Annotated in this window: 21 protein-coding genes; 20 read left to right on the top strand and 1 reads right to left on the bottom strand. The window is 61.3% G+C overall.

Annotation, left to right across the window (positions count from 1 at the left end; all coding sequences use genetic code 11):
* The 19 genes from aroK to gspM all read left to right on the top strand — a co-directional run bounded on the left by aroK (position 1) and on the right by gspM (position 22682).
* Positions 1–519, top strand: a complete 519-nt coding sequence (gene aroK / locus IB245_RS04990; RefSeq protein WP_032828585.1) for a shikimate kinase AroK — start codon at positions 1–3, stop codon at positions 517–519.
* Between the two features lie 151 nt (positions 520–670).
* Positions 671–1771, top strand: coding sequence for a 3-dehydroquinate synthase (aroB, locus tag IB245_RS04995; RefSeq protein WP_008041853.1), 1101 nt, complete (start codon positions 671–673; stop codon positions 1769–1771).
* A 10-nt stretch (positions 1772–1781) separates the two neighbouring features.
* Entirely contained in the window at positions 1782–3389 is a 1608-nt protein-coding gene (locus IB245_RS05000) for an AAA family ATPase (RefSeq protein ID WP_192226858.1), read from the top strand.
* 350 nt (positions 3390–3739) lie between these two features.
* Positions 3740–8185, top strand: coding sequence for a glutamate synthase large subunit (gltB, locus tag IB245_RS05005; protein ID WP_008025189.1), 4446 nt, complete (start codon positions 3740–3742; stop codon positions 8183–8185).
* A 33-nt stretch (positions 8186–8218) separates the two neighbouring features.
* Positions 8219–9637, top strand: coding sequence for an FAD-dependent oxidoreductase (locus IB245_RS05010; protein ID WP_192226859.1), 1419 nt, complete (start codon positions 8219–8221; stop codon positions 9635–9637).
* Between the two features lie 246 nt (positions 9638–9883).
* Positions 9884–10951: a uroporphyrinogen decarboxylase gene (gene hemE, locus IB245_RS05015; RefSeq protein WP_008025187.1), complete on the top strand. Its 1068-nt coding sequence runs from the start codon at positions 9884–9886 to the stop codon at positions 10949–10951.
* Positions 10952–11243: 292 nt separating this feature from the next.
* Positions 11244–12710, top strand: a complete 1467-nt coding sequence (gbpA, locus tag IB245_RS05020; protein WP_192226860.1) for an N-acetylglucosamine-binding protein GbpA — start codon at positions 11244–11246, stop codon at positions 12708–12710.
* Positions 12711–12787: 77 nt separating this feature from the next.
* Positions 12788–13330, top strand: a complete 543-nt coding sequence (locus IB245_RS05025; RefSeq protein ID WP_192226861.1) for a cytochrome b — start codon at positions 12788–12790, stop codon at positions 13328–13330.
* Between the two features lie 101 nt (positions 13331–13431).
* Complete coding sequence (locus IB245_RS05030; RefSeq protein WP_225609798.1) at positions 13432–13836, top strand: hypothetical protein; 405 nt, start codon at positions 13432–13434, stop codon at positions 13834–13836.
* A 7-nt stretch (positions 13837–13843) separates the two neighbouring features.
* Positions 13844–15772, top strand: coding sequence for a type II secretion system secretin GspD (gene gspD, locus IB245_RS05035; protein WP_192226863.1), 1929 nt, complete (start codon positions 13844–13846; stop codon positions 15770–15772).
* A complete protein-coding gene (gspE, locus tag IB245_RS05040) occupies positions 15769–17250 on the top strand; it encodes a type II secretion system ATPase GspE (RefSeq protein ID WP_192226864.1) in 1482 nt (493 codons plus the stop codon). The genes gspD and gspE overlap by 4 nt, the downstream gene beginning before the upstream one ends.
* Before the next feature lie 3 nt (positions 17251–17253).
* Complete coding sequence (gspF, locus tag IB245_RS05045) at positions 17254–18462, top strand: type II secretion system inner membrane protein GspF (protein ID WP_192226865.1); 1209 nt, start codon at positions 17254–17256, stop codon at positions 18460–18462.
* A 3-nt stretch (positions 18463–18465) separates the two neighbouring features.
* The gene (gene gspG / locus IB245_RS05050) at positions 18466–18921 is read left to right on the top strand and encodes a type II secretion system major pseudopilin GspG (protein ID WP_192226866.1); all 456 of its coding nucleotides are present in this window, start codon (positions 18466–18468) and stop codon (positions 18919–18921) included.
* 3 nt (positions 18922–18924) lie between these two features.
* Entirely contained in the window at positions 18925–19392 is a 468-nt protein-coding gene (gene gspH, locus IB245_RS05055; RefSeq protein WP_192226867.1) for a type II secretion system minor pseudopilin GspH, read from the top strand.
* The gene (gene gspI / locus IB245_RS05060; RefSeq protein ID WP_192226868.1) at positions 19385–19768 is read left to right on the top strand and encodes a type II secretion system minor pseudopilin GspI; all 384 of its coding nucleotides are present in this window, start codon (positions 19385–19387) and stop codon (positions 19766–19768) included. Before gspH ends, gspI begins: the two co-directional genes overlap by 8 nt.
* On the top strand, positions 19761–20303 hold the full coding sequence (locus tag IB245_RS05065) for a type II secretion system protein GspJ (RefSeq protein ID WP_192226869.1): 543 nt from the start codon (positions 19761–19763) through the stop codon (positions 20301–20303). The genes gspI and IB245_RS05065 overlap by 8 nt, the downstream gene beginning before the upstream one ends.
* Positions 20300–21151, top strand: a complete 852-nt coding sequence (locus IB245_RS05070) for a type II secretion system protein GspK (protein ID WP_192226870.1) — start codon at positions 20300–20302, stop codon at positions 21149–21151. Before IB245_RS05065 ends, IB245_RS05070 begins: the two co-directional genes overlap by 4 nt.
* Positions 21148–22254 carry a type II secretion system protein GspL gene (gspL, locus tag IB245_RS05075; protein ID WP_192226871.1) on the top strand — a complete coding sequence of 369 codons (1107 nt, stop codon included), beginning with the start codon at positions 21148–21150 and terminating at the stop codon, positions 22252–22254. The genes IB245_RS05070 and gspL overlap by 4 nt, the downstream gene beginning before the upstream one ends.
* The gene (gene gspM, locus IB245_RS05080; protein ID WP_192226872.1) at positions 22251–22682 is read left to right on the top strand and encodes a type II secretion system protein GspM; all 432 of its coding nucleotides are present in this window, start codon (positions 22251–22253) and stop codon (positions 22680–22682) included. Before gspL ends, gspM begins: the two co-directional genes overlap by 4 nt.
* Here the strand turns inward: gspM and IB245_RS05085 are convergent.
* The gene (locus IB245_RS05085) at positions 22675–23907 is read right to left on the bottom strand and encodes an MFS transporter (RefSeq protein WP_225609813.1); all 1233 of its coding nucleotides are present in this window, start codon (positions 23905–23907) and stop codon (positions 22675–22677) included. The genes gspM and IB245_RS05085 overlap by 8 nt on opposite strands.
* A 167-nt stretch (positions 23908–24074) precedes the next feature.
* Here IB245_RS05085 and IB245_RS05090 point away from each other — a divergent pair, with 167 nt between their 5' ends.
* On the top strand, positions 24075–24977 hold the full coding sequence (locus IB245_RS05090) for a LysR family transcriptional regulator (protein ID WP_008025158.1): 903 nt from the start codon (positions 24075–24077) through the stop codon (positions 24975–24977).
* Positions 24978–25170: the final 193 nt, after the last annotated feature.

The raw sequence follows: 25170 nt of genomic DNA on the forward strand, positions 1-25170 counted from the left end.
GTGCGAAATTTGATTCTTGTTGGACCGATGGGGGCTGGAAAAAGCACCATCGGCCGGTTGCTGGCCAAAGAGCTGCGCCTGCCATTCAAAGATTCCGATAAGGAAATTGAATTGCGCACGGGCGCCAATATCCCATGGATCTTCGATAAGGAAGGCGAACCGGGCTTTCGTGACCGCGAGCAGGCGATGATTGCCGAGCTGTGCGATTGCGACGGCGTGGTGCTGGCGACCGGTGGCGGTGCAGTCATGCGCGAAGCCAATCGTCGGGCGCTGCGTGCCGGTGGTCGGGTGGTTTATCTGCACGCTTCCGTGGAGCAGCAGGTCGGCCGCACTGCCCGCGACCGCAATCGGCCACTGTTGCGTACTGCCGACCCGGCCAAGACCCTTCGGGATCTGCTGGAGTTGCGCGACCCGCTTTATCGGGAAATCGCCGACCTGGTGGTTGAAACGGATGAGCGGCCGCCGCGTATGGTGGTGCTCGATATTCTCGAGCGCTTGCAGCAGCTGCCTCCCCGTTAAAGCGCAGCGCGAAATGCGCTATCCTCGGCGTCCTGCCACGACCGCTCAAGGTTGTGGCGGATGGCTACCGAACGGCGTCACACCATCAGATGCCCTGGATACTCGATAACTCAAGGCGGGATGCCTGATTTCATCTTCACTGTGGGGACACATGCAGACACTCAAGGTCGATCTAGGCGAGCGCAGCTACCCGATTCATATTGGCGAAGGTTTGTTGGATCAGCCTGAGCTGCTGGCCCCGCATATTCGCGGACGGCAAGTGGCGATCATCTCCAACGAAACCGTTGCGCCGCTCTATCTTGAACGTCTGACCCGCAGCCTTGCGCAGTATTCGGTGATTTCCGTGGTGCTGCCCGACGGTGAAGCCTTCAAGACCTGGGAAACCCTGCAACTGATTTTCGACGGCTTGCTGACCGCACGACACGACCGTCGCACGACCGTGATCGCCCTCGGTGGCGGCGTGATTGGCGACATGGCCGGGTTTGCCGCCGCCTGTTACCAGCGTGGCGTCGATTTCATCCAGGTCCCAACCACACTGCTGTCGCAAGTCGACTCCTCGGTGGGCGGCAAGACCGGGATCAATCATCCGCTGGGCAAAAACATGGTCGGCGCGTTCTATCAGCCGAACGTGGTGCTGATCGATACCGCCTCCCTCAATACCCTGCCGGCCCGCGAGTTGTCCGCCGGGCTTGCTGAAGTCATCAAATACGGCTTGATCTGCGACGAGCCCTTCCTGACCTGGCTCGAAGAAAACGTCGATCGCCTGCGCGCCCTGGACCAGGTCGCCCTGACCTATGCCATCGAACGCTCCTGCGCGGCGAAGGCAGCGGTGGTCGGCGCCGATGAAAAGGAAACCGGCGTTCGCGCCACGTTGAACCTGGGCCACACGTTCGGCCACGCCATCGAAACCCACATGGGCTATGGTGTCTGGCTGCATGGTGAAGCGGTCGCTGCCGGTACGGTAATGGCGTTGGAAATGTCCACGCGTCTGGGCTGGATCAGTGAGCAAGAGCGTGATCGCGGCATTCGCCTGTTCCAGCGTGCCGGCCTGCCGGTCATCCCGCCTGAAGAGATGACTGAAGCCGATTTTCTCGAACACATGGCAATTGACAAGAAAGTGATCGACGGTCGTTTGCGCCTGGTGCTGCTGCGCCACATGGGCGAAGCAGTGGTGACCGACGATTATCCGAAAGAGGTTCTACAGGCCACGCTGGGAGCGGATTACCGCGCCCTGGCTCAGCTTAAAGGTTAATAAGATCCCGATGACTAGTTTGCACGCCGACGAGGCTTTCCTCGGCCATTACCAGTTGAGTCATGACCCTTTTGCTCCACGGGTGCCTGGCTTCAAATTCTTCCCGGCCCAGCGCAAACCTGTGCTGGGTCAGCTGCACCACCTGGCTCGTTACAGCCAGTTGCTGCTGGTGGTCACCGGCCCGCAAGGCAGTGGCAAGACCCTGTTGCGTCAGGCCCTGGTGGCCAGCACCAATAAACAGTCCGTTCAAAGCGTGGTGGTTTCCGCCCGTGGCGCCGGTGATGCGGCGGGCGTGCTGCGTCAAGTGGCTCAGGCGCTGAACGTCGCCGAGGCCGAGACCGGCGCGATTCTGGCTCAGGTCGTGCAGCTCGCGCTGACCGGTCAGGAAGTCTATTTGCTGGTGGACGACGCCGAGCAGCTCGACGAGTCCGCGCTCGAAGCCTTGATGGAGCTGGCCGCCGGTGCGCCGGAAGGCCGCCCGCACGTGTTCCTGTTCGGCGAATCCTCGCTGATCGCTCAACTTGAGGCGCTGAGCCTTGAAGAAGAGCGCTTCCACGTCATCGAGCTGCAGCCTTACACCGAAGAAGAAACCCGCGAATATCTGGACCAGCGGCTCGAAGGTGCTGGACGGGGTATCGAACTTTTCACCGCAGAACAGATCTCTGATATTCACGAAAGCTCCGACGGCTGGCCTGGCAACATCAACCAGGTTGCCCGCGATGCAATGATCGAAGCCATGATTGCCAGCCGCTCAGCGGTCAAGCGTCCAAGTATGGGGTTCAACATGCCGAAGAAACACGTATTGGCGATTTCCGCCGTCGTCGTGGTCGCGGTAGCCGCCGCCTGGTTGATGCCGGGTCGCAGCAAAGCACCGACCACCGGCGCACCTGCCAACGAACAGGCGCAACTGCCGCTTGGGCAGGGCACGCCACAACCTAACAGCGGCGGCGCACCTGCCGTGGAATTCGCCGGTAATTCGCAACCGATGCCATTGCCGTTGGTCGGCAACTCGCAGCCGGTCATGCGTGGCCCGCTGGCTGAAGCCGCCGGTGGCATCACCGAGGGCGACGATGGCGTGCCGGTAGAGGGTTCCAGCGCTACACCGCCGACCGTGACCACCATCGCCCCTCCTGCGGGCATCCAGGCCGGTCCTGCGCCGACGCCAGCCGCCAAGCCGACGCCTGCACCAGCACCGACTCAGGTCGCGACGGCCAAGCCGGTTCCGGCGGCGCCTGCAGCGAAGCCTGCACCAGCGCCTGCGCCAGCCAAGCCAGCGGCCGTCGCAACCGCCAAGCCTGCCGAGAAACCAGCGGCTGCGGCCAAGGCTGCCGGCGGCACCTGGTACGCCGGTCAGGCTCCGGGTAACTACGTGGTGCAGATCCTCGGCACCAGCTCCGAGGCGACCGCGCAAAACTTCGTGAAAGAGCAGGGCGGCGAGTACCGTTATTTCAAGAAAGTCCTCAACGGCAAGCCGCTTTACGTCATCACTTACGGTAACTTCGCCAACCGCGATGCAGCCGTTACCGCCATCAAGGCCTTGCCAGCGAAGGTTCAGGCTGGTAAACCTTGGCCTCGCACTGTCGCCAGCGTCCAACAGGAACTGGCAACAACTCGCTGAAGATTCGGCGGCCTTACCCAGGCCGCCTCTCCCGGCACCTCAAAATTTCTACAAGCGCATGCCGCCTCTACAGGCCGCGTGCCTTGTGGTGTCTGCGTCACAGTAGTCTTTGAGTCGTTGCAGTCAAAATTAAAAAAGTTTTGACTAGCACAGCAGATCGCTTTAAACCTTTCACAAATGCGACATAGATTTGCGACATTTCGTCGTCAAATTTGTGAGCCTCTGTGTCGGTGTGTACAATGACCTCCCTTTTGCCCCCGCAAAGCTGGCGTACGTTCGGCGCGGATGGTAAGTGGTTGAATTGAAAAGAAATTTGCCTCGATAAGAGGCAGCCTGGTGAGAAAGTGTCTATGAAAGCAGGTCTGTACCAACCAGATGAATTCAAGGATAACTGCGGTTTCGGCCTGATAGCCCATATGCAGGGCGAGCCCAGTCATACCCTTTTGCAAACGGCCATCGAGGCCCTGACCTGCATGACCCACCGCGGTGGGATCAACGCCGACGGCAAGACCGGTGACGGTTGCGGTCTGCTGATTCAAAAGCCGGACGTGTTCCTGCGAGCCATCGCCCAGGAAACCTTCGGCGTCGAACTGCCCAAGCAATATGCGGTGGGCATGGTCTTCTTCAACCAGGACCCGGTCAAAGCCGAAGCCGCTCGCGAGAACATGAACCGCGAGATCCTGGCCGAAGGCCTGACCCTGGTCGGCTGGCGCAAAGTGCCGATCGACACCAGCGTCCTCGGCCGCCTGGCCCTTGAGCGCCTGCCGCAGATCGAGCAGGTCTACATCGGCGGTGAAGGCCTGAGCGATCAGGACATGGCGATCAAGCTGTTCAGCGCACGTCGTCGCTCGTCCGTGGCCAACGCCGCAGACGTCGATCACTACATCTGCAGCTTTTCGCACAAGACCATCATCTACAAAGGCCTGATGATGCCGGCGGATTTGACCGCCTTCTATCCAGACCTCAGCGATCAGCGCCTGCAAACCTCGATTTGCGTGTTCCACCAGCGCTTTTCCACCAACACCCTGCCGAAATGGCCGCTGGCCCAGCCATTCCGCTTCCTCGCCCACAACGGCGAGATCAACACCATCACCGGCAACCGCAACTGGGCCCAGGCCCGTCGCACCAAGTTCACCAACGATCTGATGGATCTGGAAGAACTCGGCCCGCTGGTGAACCGCGTCGGTTCCGACTCCTCCAGCATGGACAACATGCTCGAGCTGATGGTCACCGGTGGCATCGACCTGTTCCGTGGCGTGCGGATGATCATTCCGCCTGCGTGGCAGAACGTCGAAACCATGGACCCGGACCTGCGTGCGTTCTACGAATACAACTCGATGCACATGGAACCGTGGGACGGCCCGGCCGGCGTGGTAATGACCGACGGTCGTTACGCGGTGTGCCTGCTCGACCGTAACGGTCTGCGTCCGGCGCGTTGGGTCACCACCAAGAACGGTTTCATCACCCTGGCGTCGGAAATCGGTGTCTGGAACTACCAGCCTGAAGACGTGATCGCCAAGGGCCGCGTTGGCCCGGGCCAGATCTTTGCCGTGGACACCGAAACCGGCCAGATCCTCGACACCGACGCGATCGACAACCGTCTGAAGTCCCGTCATCCGTACAAGCAATGGCTGCGCAAGAATGCCCTGCGCATCCAGGCGACCATGGAAGACAACGACCACGGTTCGGCGTTCTACGATGTCGATCAGCTCAAGCAGTACATGAAGATGTATCAGGTCACGTTCGAAGAGCGCGACCAGGTGCTGCGTCCGCTCGGCGAACAAGGCTACGAAGCCGTTGGCTCGATGGGCGACGATACGCCGATGGCCGTGCTGTCCCAGCGCGTGCGCACGCCGTACGACTATTTCCGTCAGCAGTTCGCGCAGGTGACCAACCCGCCGATCGACCCGCTGCGTGAAGCCATCGTCATGTCGCTGGAGATCTGCCTCGGTGCCGAGCGCAACATCTTCCAGGAGTCGCCGGAACACGCCTCGCGCGTAATCCTCAGCTCGCCGGTCATTTCCCCGGCCAAGTGGCGCTCGCTGATGAACCTCGATCGTCCGGGCTTCGAGCGCGCGATCATCGACCTCAACTACGACGAAAGCGTCGGCCTCGAAGCGGCTGTGCGCAACGTCGCCGATCAGGCTGAAGAAGCCGTTCGCGCCGGTCGCACCCAGATCGTCCTGAGCGACCGTCACATTGCACCGGGCAAGTTGCCGATCCACGCTTCCCTGGCCACCGGCGCGGTACACCACCGCCTGACCGAAAAAGGCCTGCGTTGCGACTCCAACATCCTGGTGGAAACCGCCACCGCACGCGACCCGCACCACTTTGCGGTGTTGATCGGCTTCGGCGCCTCGGCGGTCTATCCGTTCCTGGCTTATGAAGTGCTGGGCGACCTGATCCGTACCGGTGAAGTCCTGGGCGACCTCTATGAGGTGTTCAAGAACTACCGCAAAGGCATCACCAAAGGCCTGCTGAAAATCCTGTCGAAGATGGGTATCTCGACCATCGCCTCCTACCGCGGCGCTCAATTGTTCGAAGCCATCGGCCTGTCCGAGGAAGTCTGCGACCTGAGCTTCCGTGGCGTGCCGAGCCGCATCAAGGGCGCACGTTTCGTCGACATCGAAGCCGAGCAGAAAGCCCTCGCCGCCGAAGCCTGGAGCCCGCGCAAGCCGATCCAGCAAGGCGGTCTGCTGAAGTTCGTCCACGGTGGCGAATATCACGCCTACAACCCGGACGTGGTCAACACCCTGCAAGCCGCTGTGCAGCAGGGCGACTACAGCAAGTTCAAGGAATACACGTCGCTGGTGGACAACCGTCCGGTGTCGATGATCCGCGACCTGTTCAACGTCAAGACGCTGGCCACGCCGCTGGACATCAGCGAGATCGAACCGCTGGAATCGGTGCTCAAGCGCTTTGACTCCGCCGGCATTTCGCTTGGCGCACTGTCGCCGGAAGCTCACGAAGCCCTGGCCGAAGCCATGAACCGCCTCGGTGCGCGTTCCAACTCCGGCGAAGGCGGCGAAGACCCGGCGCGCTACGGCACCATCAAGAGCTCGAAAATCAAGCAAGTGGCGACAGGCCGTTTCGGTGTCACCCCGGAATACCTGGTCAACGCTGAAGTGCTGCAGATCAAGGTCGCTCAGGGCGCCAAGCCCGGCGAAGGCGGTCAACTGCCAGGCGGCAAGGTCAACGGTCTGATCGCCAAGCTGCGTTACGCAGTGCCGGGCGTGACCCTGATTTCGCCGCCACCGCACCACGACATCTATTCGATCGAAGACTTGTCGCAGCTGATTTTCGACCTGAAACAAGTCAACCCGAAGGCGCTGGTCTCGGTGAAGCTGGTAGCAGAAGCGGGCGTCGGCACCATCGCCGCCGGTGTGGCCAAGGCCTATGCGGACTTGATCACCATCTCCGGCTACGACGGCGGCACCGGCGCATCGCCGCTGACCTCGATCAAATACGCGGGCGCTCCGTGGGAACTCGGCCTGGCCGAAACCCACCAGACCCTGCGTGGCAACGACCTGCGCGGCAAAGTCCGGGTACAGACCGACGGCGGCCTGAAAACCGGCCTCGACGTGATCAAGGCGGCCATCCTCGGCGCTGAAAGCTTCGGTTTCGGCACCGCGCCAATGATCGCGCTGGGCTGCAAATACCTGCGTATCTGCCACCTGAACAACTGCGCCACCGGCGTCGCGACTCAGAACGAGAAGCTGCGCAAGGATCACTACATCGGCACCGTCGACATGGTGGTGAATTTCTTCACCTACGTCGCCGAAGAAACCCGTGAGTGGCTGGCCAAGCTGGGCGTGCGCTCCCTCGAAGAGCTGATCGGTCGCACCGATCTGCTGGAAGTCCTCGAAGGCCAGACCGCCAAGCAGAACCACCTGGACCTGACCCCGTTGCTGGGCAGCGATCACATCCCGGCAGACAAGCCTCAGTTCTGCCAGGTCGACCGCAACCCGCCGTTCGACAAAGGCCTGCTGGCCGAGAAAATGATCGACATGGCCACCTCGGCCATCAACGACATGAGCGGCGCCGAATTCGCGCTGGATATCTGCAACTGCGACCGTTCGATCGGCGCGCGGATCTCCGGTGAAATCGCGCGCAAGCACGGCAACCAAGGCATGGCGAACGCGCCGATCACCTTCCGCTTCAAAGGGACGGCCGGTCAGAGCTTCGGTGTGTGGAACGCCGGCGGTTTGAACATGTACCTGGAAGGCGACGCCAACGACTACGTCGGCAAAGGCATGACCGGTGGCAAACTGGTCATCGTTCCGCCGAAGGGCAGCGCCTACAAGACTCAGGACAGTGCCATCATCGGCAACACCTGCCTGTACGGCGCCACCGGCGGCAAGTTGTTCGCTGCCGGCACTGCGGGCGAGCGTTTCGCAGTGCGTAACTCCGGTGCTCACACCGTGGTGGAAGGCACTGGCGATCACTGCTGCGAGTACATGACCGGTGGTTTCGTCTGCGTCCTGGGCAAAACCGGTTACAACTTCGGCTCAGGCATGACCGGCGGTTTCGCCTACGTGCTCGATCAGGACAACACCTTCGTTGACCGGGTCAACCACGAACTGGTGGAAATCCAGCGGATCAGCGGCGAAGCGATGGAAGCCTACCGTAGCCACCTGCAACGCGTGCTGAACGAGTACGTCGAGGAAACCGACAGCGAGTGGGGTCGTGAACTCGCGGAAAACCTCGATGACTACCTGCGCCGTTTCTGGTTGGTCAAGCCCAAGGCTGCCAGCTTGAAAACGTTGCTTTCCAGCACCCGTGCCAACCCGCAGTGATATGCGCCTGAAGAGTTTGATGAGGTTTTAACAATGGCTGAACGTCTGAATAACGACTTCCAGTTCATCGACGTCGGGCGCAAAGATCCGAAGAAGAAACTGTTGCGTCAACGCAAGAAAGAGTTCGTGGAGATCTACGAACCCTTCAAACCCCAGCATTCGGCCGATCAGGCCCACCGCTGCCTGGGTTGCGGTAACCCGTATTGCGAATGGAAGTGCCCGGTGCACAACTTCATTCCGAACTGGCTGAAACTGGTGGCCGAGGGCAACATCCTCCAGGCCGCCGAGCTGTCGCACCAGACCAACACCCTGCCGGAAGTCTGCGGCCGGGTGTGCCCGCAGGATCGTCTGTGCGAGGGTGCCTGCACCCTCAACGACGGCTTCGGCGCGGTGACCATCGGTTCGGTCGAGAAGTACATCACCGACACCGCGTTCGCCATGGGCTGGCGCCCGGACATGTCCAAGGTCAAGCCGACCGGCAAACGTGTCGCGATCATCGGCGCAGGCCCGGCCGGTCTCGGTTGTGCCGACGTGCTGGTACGCGGCGGCGTGACCCCGGTGGTGTTCGACAAGAACCCGGAAATCGGCGGTCTGCTGACCTTCGGCATCCCGGAGTTCAAGCTGGAAAAGACCGTGCTGAGCAATCGCCGCGAAGTTTTCACCGGCATGGGCATCGAGTTCCGCCTGAACACCGAAGTGGGCAAGGATGTGTCCGTCGAGCAACTGCTCGAAGAATACGATGCCGTGTTCATGGGCATGGGCACCTACACCTACATGAAGGGCGGCTTTGCCGGTGAAGACCTGCCGGGCGTGCATGACGCGCTGGACTTCCTGATCGCCAACGTCAACCGCAACCTGGGCTTTGAAAAGTCGCCGGAAGATTTCGTCGACATGAAAGGCAAGAAGGTTGTGGTACTGGGCGGCGGCGACACGGCGATGGACTGCAACCGTACGTCGATCCGCCAGGGCGCCAAGTCGGTGACCTGTGCGTATCGTCGTGACGAAGCGAACATGCCTGGCTCGCGCAAAGAGGTGAAGAACGCCAAGGAAGAAGGCGTGAAATTCCTCTACAACCGCCAGCCGATCGCCATCGTGGGTGAAGACAAGGTTGAAGGCGTGAAGGTGGTCGAGACCCGTCTCGGCGAGCCGGACGCTCGTGGCCGTCGCAGCCCCGAGCCGATCCCGGGCTCCGAAGAGATCATCCCGGCCGACGCCGTGGTCATCGCTTTCGGTTTCCGTCCTAGCCCGGCTCCGTGGTTCGAGCAGTTCAGCATCCAGACCGACAGCCAGGGCCGCGTAGTTGCGCCTGAACAAGGTCAGTTCAAGCACCAGACCAGCAACCCGAAAATCTTCGCCGGTGGCGATATGGTTCGCGGTTCCGACCTGGTGGTGACGGCGATCTTCGAAGGCCGCAATGCGGCGGAAGGGATCCTGGACTACCTGGGCGTCTGATCGCACTCCAACATTGGAATGCAACCCCTGTAGGAGCTGGCTTGCCAGCGATAGCATCACTTCGGTCTGACTGACAGACCGAGGTGTCCGCATCGCCGGCAAGCCAGCTCCTACAGTGCTTTGTGGTGTTGCGAAGATGTGGTTCCCCCGCGACAAATTGACCCGATAGACAAAAGGCTGACCTGCATCCGTGCCTTTTGCGTCGAGCTCTGAGAAAATGCCCGCACTTTTTTTCCGGATGCCGACATGACTGCCCTGAAGAACGACCGTTTCCTTCGCGCCCTGCTCAAGCAACCTGTAGACGTCACCCCTGTGTGGATGATGCGTCAGGCCGGTCGCTACTTGCCTGAATACCGCGCCAGCCGTGCCAAGGCCGGCGACTTCATGAGCCTGTGCATGAACCCGGCGTTCGCTTGCGAAGTCACCATGCAACCGCTCGACCGCTATCCGCAACTGGACGCGGCAATCCTGTTCTCCGACATCCTCACCATCCCGGACGCCATGGGCCAGGGCCTGTACTTCGAAACCGGTGAAGGTCCGCGCTTCAAAAAAGTCGTCAGCACGATGGCCGATATCGAAGCCCTGCCGATTCCTGATCCGCACAAAGACCTCGGTTACGTGATGGACGCGGTCAGCACCATCCGCCGCGAACTGAACGGTCGTGTACCGCTGATCGGTTTCTCCGGCAGCCCATGGACCCTGGCCACCTATATGGTCGAAGGCGGCTCGTCGAAAGACTTCCGCAAGACCAAAGCCATGCTCTACGACAACCCGCAAGCCATGCACCTGCTGCTGGACAAGCTGGCGCAGTCGGTGACCTCGTACCTCAACGGCCAGATCATGGCCGGCGCGCAAGCGGTGCAGATTTTCGACACGTGGGGCGGCAACCTGTCGGCGGCGGCGTACCAGGAATTCTCCCTGGCCTACATGCGCAAAATCGTCAGCGGCCTGATCCGCGAACACGAAGGCCGCAAGGTTCCGGTCATCCTGTTCACCAAGAACGGCGGCCTGTGGCTGGAAAGCATCGCTGATGCCGGTGCTGATGCGCTGGGCCTGGACTGGACGTGCGATATCGGCAATGCCCGGGCTCGCGTTGGCGACAAAGTTGCCTTGCAAGGCAACATGGACCCGACCGTGCTCTACGCCAAACCGGAAGCCATTCGTACCGAAGTCGGACGGATCCTCGCCAGCTATGGCAAGGGTAGCGGCCACGTGTTCAACCTGGGTCATGGCATTACGCCGGAAGTCGATCCGGAACATGCGGGTGCGTTCCTGCGCGCGGTGCATGAGCTGTCGGCGCAGTATCACGAGTAGTTCTCTCAGGTTCCATCAAGCCTGTCCGGCCAACGCCGGGCAGGCTTTTTTTTTGTCTGAAATACCGTGTGCCCGCCTAATCCGTTTCATCCTGTAAGAATGTTTTCCCTCTTTGTCAGACAAGTGAAGAGAGAGAGTAATCCCCATCTAAACGGCGACTTGTCCTACATAGAATTCGTGCCCATCTCCGTAAGGTTTCAGACCTTCGTCCGGTGCCGCCCACCGAACGAGATTACGAACAGCGGCGTCCTTGTGGCGCCTTAATTTTCGATAAGTAGTCTGGAACACACTCATGAAAAAGACCTTCTACAAGGGAGGTGCGCTAAGCGCATGCTCCTCTTCAATGATCCTGTTATCGGCAATGCTGGCGTCTCAAACTGTTTCGGCCCATGGCTATATGGAAGTGCCGCCTTCGCGCGCGCTGCTGTGCCAGAAAGGGGGGAACACCAACTGTGGTGCCGCGCAATACGAGCCTCAAAGTGTTGGCGAAACGTTCAAAGGTTTTCCGGCTGGTACAGGCGGTGCGCCTTTGCAAGGGCCGATCGATGGCAAGATTCCGAGTGGCGGTCATCCATCGTTCTCCGCTATGGATGCTCAGTCCGCTACCCGTTGGCAATTAACGGAGATCAAAGACCGCAACATCGATTTCCAATGGCGCTACACCCAGGCTCACCCGGCCACCAAGCATGAGTACTTCATCACTCGCAACGGCTGGAACGTTAACGAATCCCTCAAGCGCGCCTCGTTCGAAAGCACCCCGTTCTGCGTCGTCGAGGGAAATCATCAGCTGCCGGTGTCCGGCGCCAAACACAACTGCAACATTCCTGACGACAAATCCGGTCAGCACGTCATCCTCGGGATCTGGACCGTCGGTGATACCGACGCGGCGTTTTACAATGCTGTCGATGTGAACATCCTCGGCGAACCGTCGTTGCCCGGTGGCTGGTCTTCCGTTGGCGGCATCACGCCATCGGCCCAATTGATGATCGGCGACAAGGTCAAGGCCCGTGCATTCTCTGCCAACGGTGTCAGCCCGAATTTCGACGTCGAGATCTCCATCGACACTGCCGAGGAAGGCTCGCCGAACAAATGGGCGTTCAAACTCGCAGAAAAAATCAACAGCACCCAATCGCTTATCCGTGCCGGTATTCGTGATGAGAGCGGCAACATCGAACCGGTCCGGGGTAACAACACCCTCTACGCCCAGAAAGAAAGCGGCGTAACCCGATTCGAAGTTCAGCTGGACATGAAGGAAGACACCGCCGCGCGCATGTCGGTGGCCTCCCAGCAAGCCGAATACGTTCTGGACAAAGGCCTGGCCAACGTCCAGTTCAGCATGATCTCGAACCGTGCGATGAACGTCGAAGCGACCCTGTTCGACGAGAACAACAAGCCGGTCGGCTCTGTCGCGAAGCAAGTAGACAGCGGTCCGACCTGGCTGACCATGGATGTTCGCAGCAATCCCGGCAAACACACCCTGACGCTGGTCGGCACCACGCTGGATGGCCGCACCACTCGCCAGGACACCCAACCCACCCACATGACCGGTGAAGGCGCGGGCATCGAGCACGACTTCGTGTTCCCCGAAGGCATCAGCGAGTACACCGCCGGCACCAAAGTGCTGCAACCGAAGACCAATGAAATCTTCGAGTGCAAGCCATTCCCCGCGTCCGGTTACTGCAAGCAATACACCCCGACGGCCAACGGCTTTGAGCCTGGTGTAGGGGCGCACTGGCACATGGCGTGGGACAAAATCTAAGTCTCTCGTAACACTTCAGGCGATCCGGAACAGGATTGCCTGAAGGCTTATCTTCCTGTTGAAAAGTCGAGTCGAAAATGACGGTTTCGGGTTACTCCACCCAACGCGTATGGCTGCACTGGGTGTCGGCGGCGGTGATCATCTGGACGCTGGCGTCGGGGTTCTACGTGGCCTTTGTGGACGTGCCAGCCCGCGTCGGTGAGCGGGTTGCCTTTATCAATGTGTCGCTGACGACGGTGTTCATCCCGTTTTTTGTCTGGCGGCTGTTTATTTTTGTCGTTCACGCCCGGCAGACGAGCGTGAACACCTTGTCGCCCATGGAAAAACTCGCGCTGTATGCCCACACACTGATCTACCTGACGGTGAGTGTCGTGTTGGTGACCGGTGTGTTGATGATGGACCGCCCGATTGATGTATTCGGGTGGTTCGATATTGCGCAGCCGCTGAGTGATCCAGCGCTTATCGCGCTGTTTGTCACCATTCACGTTTGGTCGTGCCTGGTGCTTTCACTGCTGATCGCGATGCATGTCGGTGCGGTGATTTTCCATGAACTGTGCGGTCACCGCGTACTGCGGCGAATGTCCTTGTGCAGCAAGTTTGGCAGTGGCCGCGCCGAGTGAACGGGCGACTCTGTTCCCTCTGCCTGCTGCTGGTGACCGTCGCGTACGGATCCTTTCTGGTGTGGCAAGAGTGGGGATTTCGTCAAAGCCGTGTCGCACCGATGCCTGTCGTTTCAACGATAGCGACGCCACCGCCCCGAGCACCTCTGGATACCACCGCGGTGGCGACGGTACTCGGTCTGACGGCGGGAGCCACGTTGTTGGCCAGCGCCGAGCCGCTGACCCTGCAGGCCAGTTTTGTCCTGGCCAGAGGGTTGTCCAGAGCGCTGCTGGCAGACGCTCAAGGCTCGCGGATTTATCAGGTGGGCGATCCGTTGCCGGGCGGCAGCGTCCTGCGCCGCGTCGAGGCGAATCAGGCGGTGTTGTGGAACAAGGGGCGAGAAGAAGTGCTGACGCTGCAGACGTCTGCCACGCAGCTCTTGCGTCGATTCGACCCGCAAACCGAGGCTCCGGCCCCCGCGACTCCTGCGCATTTTCTACGCCCGCTCTCCGGGCCGTCAGAGTGATCAGCCCATGAATTGTTTCATCAGCGCGCAGGCGTTGCGCACCCTGCTTTTTCTCGCTGCGTTGACGCTGTCACTCTTTCACGGCGGGGTACGGGCCGAGGAAGAAAAATGGCAACTGGCGATGAACAATGCCGAGCTGCGCGACATCGTCGAGGAAATCTCCACCATTCTCGGGACCACGGTGGTGCTTGATCCCAGAGTCTCCGGGCGCATCACCGTCATGTCCCGTCAGGCCCTCGACCGCGAAGGTGTTCGCCGATTGTTTTATTCGGTGCTGGATGCCCACAACTTCACGGTCATCGACGAGGGTGACCGGATCCTGATTACGCCGGTCACCGAAGCGAAAACCCGCGCCGGCCAAGGCATTGCAAAAAACGCCACGGCTTCGCAATTCATCACCCGGGTCGTCGAACTGAACACCAGCAGCGCTTCCGACATCGCCGGCCTGGTTCGGCCGCTGGTGTCGGCCAACGGCTATGTCGGTCCTTCGGTGTCAGCCAATGCGCTGGTGGTCACCGATACTGCGGCCAATGTGAACCGTATCGCGCAGGTGGTCCGGCAACTGGATTCCGGGCAGAACAACCAGCATGCCGTGGTGCAAATGCAGCACGCACAGGCTGCTGATGTAGCGACTGTCATGGAGTCCTCGCTGGGCAAACGCAGCGCTGATACGGCGATCCAGGTGCTGGCCGACGCCAGAACCAATCGGCTGATTCTCATTGGTCCACCGTCGGTTCGCCAGCGCCTGATCGACCTCGCACGCCGTCTCGATACCCCCGCGACCGCCACCCTCGACAATGCGCGGGTGATTCGCCTGCGTCACAGCGATGCCAGGCAATTGGCCGAAGTCCTCGAAACGATGGGCCAGGGCCGAAAGCCGGCAACGGCCGTCGGTGGCGCCCGGGATAACTCACCCGGCACGACGTTCATGATCAAGGCCGACGAAAGCCAGAATGCGCTGGTGCTGATCGCCGAACCGGCGCAAATCCGCACCATCGAGGACATCGTGCGTCAGTTGGACCAGCCTCGGGCGCAGGTGCTGATCCATGCCGCCATCGTCGAGATTTCCGGGGACATCGCCGAGGCCGTGGGTGTTCAGTGGAGCGTCAGCGGCAGCGATGCAAAAGGCTTCATCAACTTCCCCGGCACCGACATTCCGATCATCGGCGGGCTGAACTTTGACGAGAAAAAATCCGCGCCGGAAGGCGCCATCCTGCAACTGGGCAATGACCGCTTCGGCGCGTTGGTTTCGGCGCTGGCCAGCAACACCCGCAGCAACCTGTTGTCCACGCCGAGCCTGCTGACCCTGGACAATCAGGAGGCAGAAATCATCGTCGGCCAAAACGTCCCGTTCAAGACCGGCTCCTACGCCACCAACAGCAACGGCGCGGAAAATCCGTTTACCACCGTCGAGCGCAAGGATGTGGGTATCAGCCTGAAGATCAAGCCGTACATCAACGAAGGCTCGACGTTGCGCCTGGAGGTCGCGCAGGAAGTGTCGGACATCGCGCCTTCGGTATCGGGCATCGATTCTTCGGACCTGATCACCAACAAGCGTGCGCTCAAGAGCACGATCCTGGCGGACGATGGCGAAATCATCGTCATCGGCGGGCTGATCAGGGACAGCGTCCGCACCCAACAGAGCGGGGTGCCGTTGCTGCGCGACATTCCCTACCTCGGTGCGCTGTTTCGCTGGACCCGCGACACCCAGACCAAAAGCAACCTGATGGTGTTTTTGCGGCCGACCATCGTGCGCAGCAAGGAAGACCTGTCAGACGTCAGCCAGCAGCGTTACAACGCGCTGCGTGAATTGAGCAAGCCCGGCGCGCGAGGGAACAACTCCTTGCTGCTGCCGGCCGAGGCGCGTCAATTGTTCGACCCCGCGCCCGACGCCCCCGTGTTCGATTTGCGCAAGCAGGCGGCGGAATCGCCATGAGCGAGTCGCGTGAATCCCTCCAGCCATTGCCCTTCGGTTTCGCCCGGCGTTTCGGCGTACTGCTGGAGCACGACGGGCCGGGCTCAAGCCTTGTACTGCGCGCCAATACGCCGCTCACGGCCCTGTCGGAAGCCCGTCGGGCAAGCGCTCGGAATCTGTCGATGCGGGTGCTTGAGCCTGATGTATTCGCCGCACGTCTGGCCGTCGCTTATCGCGAAGGTCAGAGCGCAGCCGAGCAAGTTGCCCAAGGGCTGGACGAAGAGCTGGACCTGCTCAGCCTGGTCGATCAAGTCCCGCAAACCGCCGACCTGCTGGAGCAGCAGGGCGACGCGCCGATCATCCGGTTGATCAACGCACTGCTCAGCGAAGCGGTGCGCGAGCACGCGTCGGACGTGCACCTGGAAACCTTCGAGCAGTACTTGTCGGTACGCATGCGCGTCGACGGGCAATTGCGCGAAATGCTCAGGCCCCGACGCGAACTGGCCACCTTGCTGGTGTCGCGGATCAAGGTCATGGCACGCCTGGACATTGCTGAAAAACGGGTCCCGCAGGATGGTCGAATGGCCCTGCGACTGGCCGGGCACGAAGTCGATGTGCGGGTCTCCACGCTGCCTTCGGCCCACGGCGAACGGGTGGTGCTGCGCCTGCTCGACAAGCAGGCCGGGCGCCTGGAATTGCCGCGACTCGGTATGCCTGCCGATACCCTCGCCGCGTTGCGCCAGTTGCTCGCAAAACCTCACGGCATTCTGCTGGTGACCGGGCCCACCGGTTCCGGCAAGACCACCAGTCTGTACGCCGCGCTGAGCAGCCTGAACGATCAGACACGCAACATCCTCACGGTCGAAGACCCCATCGAATATCACCTGCCGGGTGTGGGGCAGATGCCGGTCAATCCGAAAGTGGACATGACGTTTGCCCGCGGCTTGCGGGCGATTTTGCGTCAGGATCCGGACGTGGTGATGGTCGGCGAAATCCGTGATCGCGAGACGGCGGAAATCGCCGTCCAGGCATCGCTGACCGGGCACCTGGTGCTCTCGACGTTGCACACCAACAGTGCCGTCGGTGCAGTGACGCGGCTGGTGGACATGGGCGTCGATGCCTACCTGCTGGCATCGTCGCTGGTGGGCATTCTGGCCCAGCGTTTACTGCGCACGTTGTGTCCCCATTGCAAGACGGCGTACAGCGCCGATGAGGCCACGTGCGAGCGCCTCGGGCTCGATTCGGCAGCGCCACCGCAACTGTTCAGGGCCGTGGGATGTGACCAGTGTCAGCACGGTTATCGCGGGCGGATCGGGATCTACGAGCTGATCAGCGTGACGCCCGCCGTCTCGGTTCTGATTCATCAAGGTGCGAGTGAGCAGGCGTTGATAGAAGAGACGCGCAAGGTCTCCCGCAGCCTGTTTCAGGACGGTCGCCAGCGGGTGCTGGAGGGCGTGACTAGCCTCGACGAATTACTGCGCGTGACGCAGGAGGATTAGCGAGTGCCGACGTTCGATTACCGCGCTGACGACGCCCAGGGTCGACGCTGCAAAGGCCGACTGGAGGCCGACGGCCCGCGACATGCCCGGCAACTGATGCGTGAACGCGGCTTGTGGCCGCGTGAGTTGAGCGAGGTCAGGGCAGGTGGCGACACGGGGACGCAGCCTCGCAGCGGACGTCTGAGCGCGGCGGATCTGGCACTGTTGACCTTGCAGCTGTCCACCCTCGTTCAGGCAGGGCTACCTCTGGAGGAAGCCCTTGAAGCGGTGACGAAGCAGAGTGCGAAGCGCAAGGTTGCCGGTTTGTTGTCGGCGGTCAGGAGTCGGGTGATGGAAGGTCATGCCCTGTCGACGGCGCTGGCTCAATTTCCCAAGGCGTTCCCCGAATTGTTCCGCGCCACTGTCGCGGCTGGCGAACGTTCCGGTCACTTGGGGCATGTGCTGGAACAACTGGCCGCTTACACCCAGGCCCGCCAGGCGTCGCGGCAGAAAATCCAGATGGCCCTGGTGTACCCGTTGATCCTGATGTTGGCCAGCGTCGCGATTGTTGGTTTTCTGCTTGGCTACGTGGTGCCCGACGTGGTGAAGATCTTCGTCGACAGTGGCCAGCCGTTGCCCTGGCTGACACAGGCACTGATCGCCCTCAGCAATGGGCTGCGCAATCACTTTCTGTTGTTGATGGGCGTGCTGGCGACGTTGCTCGGCCTCTGGCGCTGGAGCCTGCGCCAGCCGGTCTGGCGCCTGCGCTGGCATCGTCTCGCGTTGAAACTGCCGGTCATGGGCGAGGTGTTGCGGGCGATGGAAGCCGCACGGTTCGCCAGCACGCTGGCAATCCTCGGCAAAAGTGCAGTGCCATTGGTGGACGCGCTAGAGATCGCGGCGGCCGTCATCGGCAACCTGACCATCCGCAGCCGCATGGCCGATGTCGCGCGCTCGGTCCGTGAAGGTGGAACGCTGACCCGCGGCCTGGAACTGAGCGGCGACATCCCGCCGATGATGCTGCACATGATCGCCAGCGGTGAACGCGCCGGTGAGCTCGATCGCATGCTGGTGCGGGCTGCCGAGCAGCAGGAAAGCAGTCTGGCGGCGCGTATCGCACTGGTCGTGAGCCTTTTTGAACCGGCCATGCTGGTGCTGATGGGCGGCGTGGTGCTGCTGATCGTCATGGCCATCCTCCTACCGATTCTCAGCCTCAACCAATTGGTGAATTGACCCATGAATGCAGCACAGAGAAACAGTCCTCGCGCTCAACGCGGTTTTACCCTGATCGAAATCATGGTGGTGGTCGTCATCATCGGCGTGCTGGGGGCCATTGTGGTGCCGCAGTTCATGAGCCGTCCCGACCAGGCCAAAGTCACCGCCAGCAAAATTGATCTCCAGGCCATCGCCACGGCCCTCGAAATGTATCGCCTCGACAACTTCAACTACCCCTCGACGCAACAGGGGCTGGAAGCCTTGAACAAACCACCTTCCGGCCTGCCGGCGGCGAGGAACTGGAACCCTCAGGGTTATCTGAAAAGCCTGCCGGTCGATCCGTGGAACACGCCCTATCAGTACCTCAATCCCGGTGTGCATTCGGTGGACGGCAGCTATGACTTGTACTCCCTCGGTTCCGATGGCGTGAAGGGTGGCGAAGGGCATGCGGCCGATATCGGCAACTGGGGCGACTGAATCATGCGCCAGCGTTGTCGGGGATTCACCTTGCTCGAACTGATGATCGTGATCGTTTTGATCGGCGTGCTGTTGGGCATGGTGAGCTTCGCCACCGGGTCGAATCCGGCGCGTCAGGCCCGGCAGGAAGCGCACGGGATCGTGGGCGTGATTCAACAGTTGCGCGAACGCGCAGTGCTCGATGGCCAGGAGTTCGGCCTGCGGCTGAGTGTCGAGGGTTATCGGGTGATGAGGCTCGATGTTCAGGGCTGGGAACCGATGGCGGCTTTTTATCGATGGCCCGAAAACGTGCGGCTACAGCTTGAGCAGGACGGTCATCCGGTAACCCTTGGCGCCGACGATGGACCTCCTCAGTTGCTGATGTTCAGCAACGATGAAACCAGCGTCTTTACGCTGTCGTTTGGCAGCGACAAAAAGACGTGGCTCAGCCTGTCCAGCGATGGCCTTGGCCAGGTGGTGATCGATGGCTAGCCGGCCGTTTGCTTCACGCATGCGTGGCTTCACCTTGCTGGAAATCATGGTGGCCCTGGCGATCTTTTCGACGCTGGCGGCCGCCGTGTTGTCGGCGAGCCAATACGTGGTCAGGCAAACCGGCGCGGTCGAGGAACGGCTCTTCGCCGCGTGGCTGGCAGACAACCATCTGAATGAACTGCGCCTGCAAACCGGATGGCCCCTCGACCAGCAACAACGGATCGTGTCGATGGATCGCCGCGACTGGTTGCTGCGCCAGCGCATCAGCGTTTCGCCTGATCCGCGCCTGCTCAAGGTCGATGTTGACGTCAGCCTTTCCGGGCGTGAGCAAACCGTACACCGCGCCAGTGGCTGGATACCTCATCGTGATGAATAAGCAGAGCGGTTTCACCTTGCTGGAACTGGTCATCGCCATGGCGATCTTCGCGTTGCTGGGCCTGGCCAGTTGGGGGCTGTTCGATGGCGTGGTGCGCGTGCAACGAGGGACGACGGCGCATGAGCGTGAGTTCCGAAGCCTGCAACGGGCGGTGGCGGTGATCGAACGGGATGTGCTGCACGCCACCGATCAACCTGTCGTGCTCCAGCAATCGGTGTTGCAGTTGCAGCGCAGCCATTGGCGCAACCCTTTGGACCAGCCGCGCAGCGAGCGCCAGTTGCTGACCTATCGACTCGATAACGGCACGCTGTGGCGTGAAAGTCAGGGGGAGGGGGTGCCGATCGTGCAGCGGCAAAAACTGCTGGGCGATGTTCGAGACTTGAGTTGGCGGGTGTTTGACGCACAGTCCGGTTGGAGCAGCGATTGGCCATCCGGGCGGGGCGTGAAGCGGCCGATGGCGGTGGAAGTGCAATTCTCTACGGGCCGTTTCGAGGCGATTCGTCGGGTATTGCTGTTGCCCGGCGCGTTGCCATGAGGAGGCATCAACGCGGCATCGCGTTGATCAGCGTGTTGCTGGTCATGAGTCTGGCGTTGTTGATCACCAGCGGCTTGCTGCGCAGCCATCGCCTGTCGCTGCACAGCAGCGGCCAGGCCCTGCAGCACATTCAAATGCGCCAACTCGCCGTTGCGGGGGAAAGCTGGGCGCTTTTGCGCTTGCGGGACGCGGCGCAGGGCTCGCAAAAAACCGTCGACCTGACCCAGGACTGGGCGCGGATGACTCCCGACTTCGACGTCGAAGACGCGCAGATCCGAGTTGATATCGAAGACCTCGCCGGGCGCTTCAATCTCAACTCATTGTTGACTCAGGGGCAGATCGACCAAGTCACCCTCAACCGCTGGGCGCGCTTGCTCGACGTGCTGAATCTTCCACCGTTGCAACTTGCTCAGGTGGGAGCGTTCCGAGAACTGAGCCAACTGCGCCTGCTGCCGGGGGTTGATGCTCATGTGCTGCGTCAACTTGAGCCTTGGGTGGCGATGTTGCCCGGCCACGCAACGCTGAACGTCAACACGGTCCCGGCGTTGGTGCTGAGGACGCTCGATGACGTGGACGCGACCACGGCTGCGGCGCTGGTTCGTCAGGCTTCGACGACGGGATGGGCCAGCGTACAGGCCTTTACGCAAGACCCGCTGCTCTCCGGTGCAGGCCTGAGCAGTCATGGACTTGGCACCGGCAGCCGCTGGTTCCGCATCACGGTGCAGGTCACTCAGGGACAGCGCCGATTGCGGCTGGCCACGGAGGTCGAACGCGACGCCGACACGCACCAATTCAACGTTCTGCAACGACGCCTTCTTCCTTCGACTGCCCACGAGATGCCGCGATGAATACCTGGCTTTACCTGACAGCCGAGGGCCTGGGCGAACCGTCGGCAGACTGGCCTTGCTGCGTCTGGTCCTCGACTCGGCAACGCCAACTCATGCCCTTGAATCAAGCGGCGCAGCTGCTGAACGGGCAGGCGGTGGACCTGCTGTTGCCCATGGAATTGTGCAGCTGGGTGCGCAGCGCTCCATGGCCTTCCAAACGCCAACCCGGCACGCAAGCCGTCGCGTTTGCCGTGGAAGATCAATTGAGCGAAGCGCTGGAAACGTTGCACCTGAGCATCGGCGCTCGCGATCAGGAAGGGCGTTATCCGGTCATGGTGATCGACCGTCAGCGGTTTGCCGCGATGCTCGCGTTACTGGCCGAAGAGGGCGTTGAGGTGCGTTCGGTGTTCGTCGATGCCGATGTCTTGCCCCTGGATCAGGCACTCGGTGTTTGGTGGTTCGGTCGATGGCTGGTCGGCGGAGGGCTGCCGGCCCGCCTGGCGTTAACGGACGACGGGGTGAAGTTACTGGGACCGGCCTTGCCTGCGGGGATTCAATGGGTCGACGAGCGTCAGGGTGCAACGGATGTCGATCAATACCTGGCCCACCGACCAGCGCAGGCCATCAATCTGCTGCAAGGCGAATTCGCCCTGCGCAACAAACGTCTGCCCTGGCGCCTCGGCGGTTTGACGATCCTGACGTTGCTGTTGCTGACCTGGGGCGCCAGCGCTGCGCGAATCCATTTTCTGGAGAGTGAAACACGCAGGCTCTACAGCCAGAACGAGCAACGGTTCAAGGCGCTTGACCCCGAGCAGAGCCGCATCGTCGATCTGGCAACGCAGCTCAACGCACTACAACAGCAGACCGCCGAGCCGCAGCGTACGCGCGTCGCCGAGCTGGTGACGCTGGTCGAGCAGGTGATCGGCGCAAGCAATGTCGAGGTCCGGCGTATTGAGTTTCGTGCCGGCGATGGCTGGAAAATCCAGCTGAGCGCCAACAGCTTTGCCGAGCTGGAACAACTGCGCGAGCGCGGGCGACAACAAGGCGTGCCACTGCGGCTCGACAGTGCGAGCAAAGAGCGCGACCGCGTGCAGGCGACCCTTACAGTGGAGGACCGCGCATGAAAGCGGCCTGGCAACGGCTGTCCCTTCGCGAGCAACGACTGTTGCTGGCCATGGGCGCATTTTTATTGGCTGTCGTGGCGTTCAGCCTGATCTGGCAACCGACACGTCAACGCCTGGAAACCATGGAACGCCAGCACCAACAGCAACTGGCCGTGTCTGCGCAACTGCAACGGGCACAACCGCGAAGCACCCCGCCCGTCGTCAGCCATCAGTCGTTGTCGCTGCGTGTCAGCGAAAGCGCCACAGCGGCGGGGCTTGAGATCCATCAGATGGACACCGACAACGACGTGTTGCGCCTGACCCTCAGCGGCGATGCGCAGGCGTTGTTGCAATGGCTGGACCGCACCGAACGTGACGGCGTCGCCTTGCAATCGCTGACCCTGGAAAAGCGTGACGCGGTGCTTGAGGCGCGGGTGGTGCTCAGGTAGTCGAGCCATTCCCCGGCAGCAGCGGCAGGCGGGCCAGTTTCAACGCAACCAGCAACGCCACCACCAGCAGCGCACCGATGAACACACCAATCCCGTTCCACCCGCCGAGGTGCCAGAACACACCGCCTGCCGTACCGGCAATGCTCGACCCGGCGTAGTAACTGAACAAGTACAACGACGATGCCTGACCCTTGGCCTTTGTGGCGCGACGGCCGATCCAGCTGCTGGCCACCGAGTGCGCGCCGAAGAAACCGAAGGTGAAAATCAGCATGCCGATGATCACCACGGGCAGCGGCGTGAGCATGGTCAGGGCGAGACCGGCGAGCATCAGCACGATGGTCGACCAGAGCATTTTGCGGCGTCCGAGTTTGTCGGCCAGCGAACCGATTTTCGCCGAGCTGTAGATGCCCGACAGGTACACCACCGACAGCAGCCCGACAAAGGCCTGGTCCATGTGGTACGGCTCGGCCAGCAGGCGATAGCCGATGTAGTTGAAGAGCGTGACGAACGCGCCCATCAGCACAAACGCTTCTAGGAACAACAGCGGCAAACCGGCGTCGCGAAAGTGCATGGTGAAACCGTCGAGCAGGCTGCGCGGGTGCAGCGAACGGGCGCGGAAGTTGCGCGATTCGGGAAGAATTTTCCAGAACACCGCCGCCGCGATCAGCGCCAGGCCGCCGATCACCAGCATCGCCGTGTGCCAGCTGACGAAGTCGATCAACACCCCGGTAATCAAGCGCCCGCACATCCCGCCAATCGCGTTGCCACCGATGTACAGGCCCATCGCCAGGCCGATGTGTTGCGGGTGGATCTCTTCGCTCAGGTAGGTCATCGCGACCGCCGCCAGGCCGCTCAACGACAACCCGATCAACGCACGCATCACCAGCACGCCGTGCCAGCTCGGCATCATGGAACTGGCGATGGTGCACAGCGCCGCGGCAAACAGCGCCGCCACCATCACCGGTTTGCGCCCGACCCGGTCGGAGATCGGCCCGGTGATCAGCAGGCCGATAGCGAGCATGGCCGTGGCCACCGACAGAATCAGGCTGCTCTGCGCCGCGTTGATCGAATATTCGTGGGACAGCAGCGGCATCATCGGTTGCACGCAATACAGCAGCGCGAAGGTCGCAAAGCCGCCGGAGAACAGCGCCAGTACCGTGCGCATGAACATCGGCGTGCCCTTTTCGATGTAGATCTCCTTCAGTTCAGAGACGGCATCGTCCAGCGCGGCGGGCGGAACTTCATGGGCGAGTGGGGCGACAGCAGTTTTCACTTCAGACCTCGGGGGAGCGCAGCCGGTCAGGCAATGAAAAAAGCATATAGCTGCCTAATGATTCAATCCAATATATTGTTCGACCTGTTTGAGAGGTTTTACGACCTAATGGAGTTTTCATGGAATTGCGTCACCTGCGCTACTTCATTGCTGTCGCCGAAGAACTGCACTTCGGCCGCGCCGCTCAGGTGCTGGGCATCTCGCAACCGCCGCTGAGCCAGCAGATTCAGGCGCTGGAACAGGAAGTCGGTGCGCGATTGTTCGAGCGTACCAATCGTCGGGTCGAGCTCAGTGAGGCCGGGCGATTGTTTCTGGAAGAAGCTCGATTGGTGCTGGCGCAGGTCGACAAGGCGGCGGATGTGGCGCGGCGGGCGCAGCTCGGTGAGTTGGGCGAACTCAAAATCGGTTTCACCTCGTCGGCACCGTTCAACTCGACCATTCCCCAGGCGATTTTTTCATTCCGCCAGCGGTTCCCGGCGGTGCACCTGAACCTGCGGGAAATGAGCAGCACCCAGGTGGCCGAAGCGCTGGTGGACGAGTCGATCGAAGTCGGAATCATGCGGCCGTTGGGTTTGCCGGATTCGCTCAGCGTGGTGGAGTTGATGCGCGAGCCGCTGGTGGCCGTGCTCAGTTCCAAGCATCCGCTGGTGCAGGACAGTGAAGAGGGAATATTCCTGTCAGCTCTGGCCCTGGAACCGTTCGTATTTTTCCCACGCAGTTACGGCAGTGGTCTGTACGCACAATTGCTCAGCCTGGCGCGGGATGCCGGTTTCAGCCCGCACTTCGCGCAAGAGGCGGGTGAGGCGATGACCATTATCGGGTTGGTGGCGGCGGGGCTCGGCGTGTCGGTGCTGCCGGCGTCTTATCAGCGGATGCGGATTGATGGCGTTGTGTACCGACCTCTGCTCGACCCTGCAGCGGTTTCGGCGGTGTGGCTGGTGCAGCGCAAGGATCAGAAATCCCCCATGGCCAAGGCGTTTGTGGACCTGCTGACGCGCAAGGTCGAACCCCTCAAGTCATGAACGACACAAACCTGTAGGAGCCGGCTTGCTGGCGATCGCGGATTGTCAGTTGGCATTGATGTTGACTGATCCACCGCTATCGCCAGCAAGCCGGCTCCTACAGGTTTTGCATTTTTTCAGTTGCAGTTGTGGGACGTTTCCTAAGACATCTCTAACGAGCTGAATGACCCCACAACATCGTCACACCCGCAAA

Source organism: Pseudomonas sp. PDM02 (assembly GCF_014852285.1).
Lineage (GTDB): Bacteria > Pseudomonadota > Gammaproteobacteria > Pseudomonadales > Pseudomonadaceae > Aquipseudomonas > Aquipseudomonas migulae.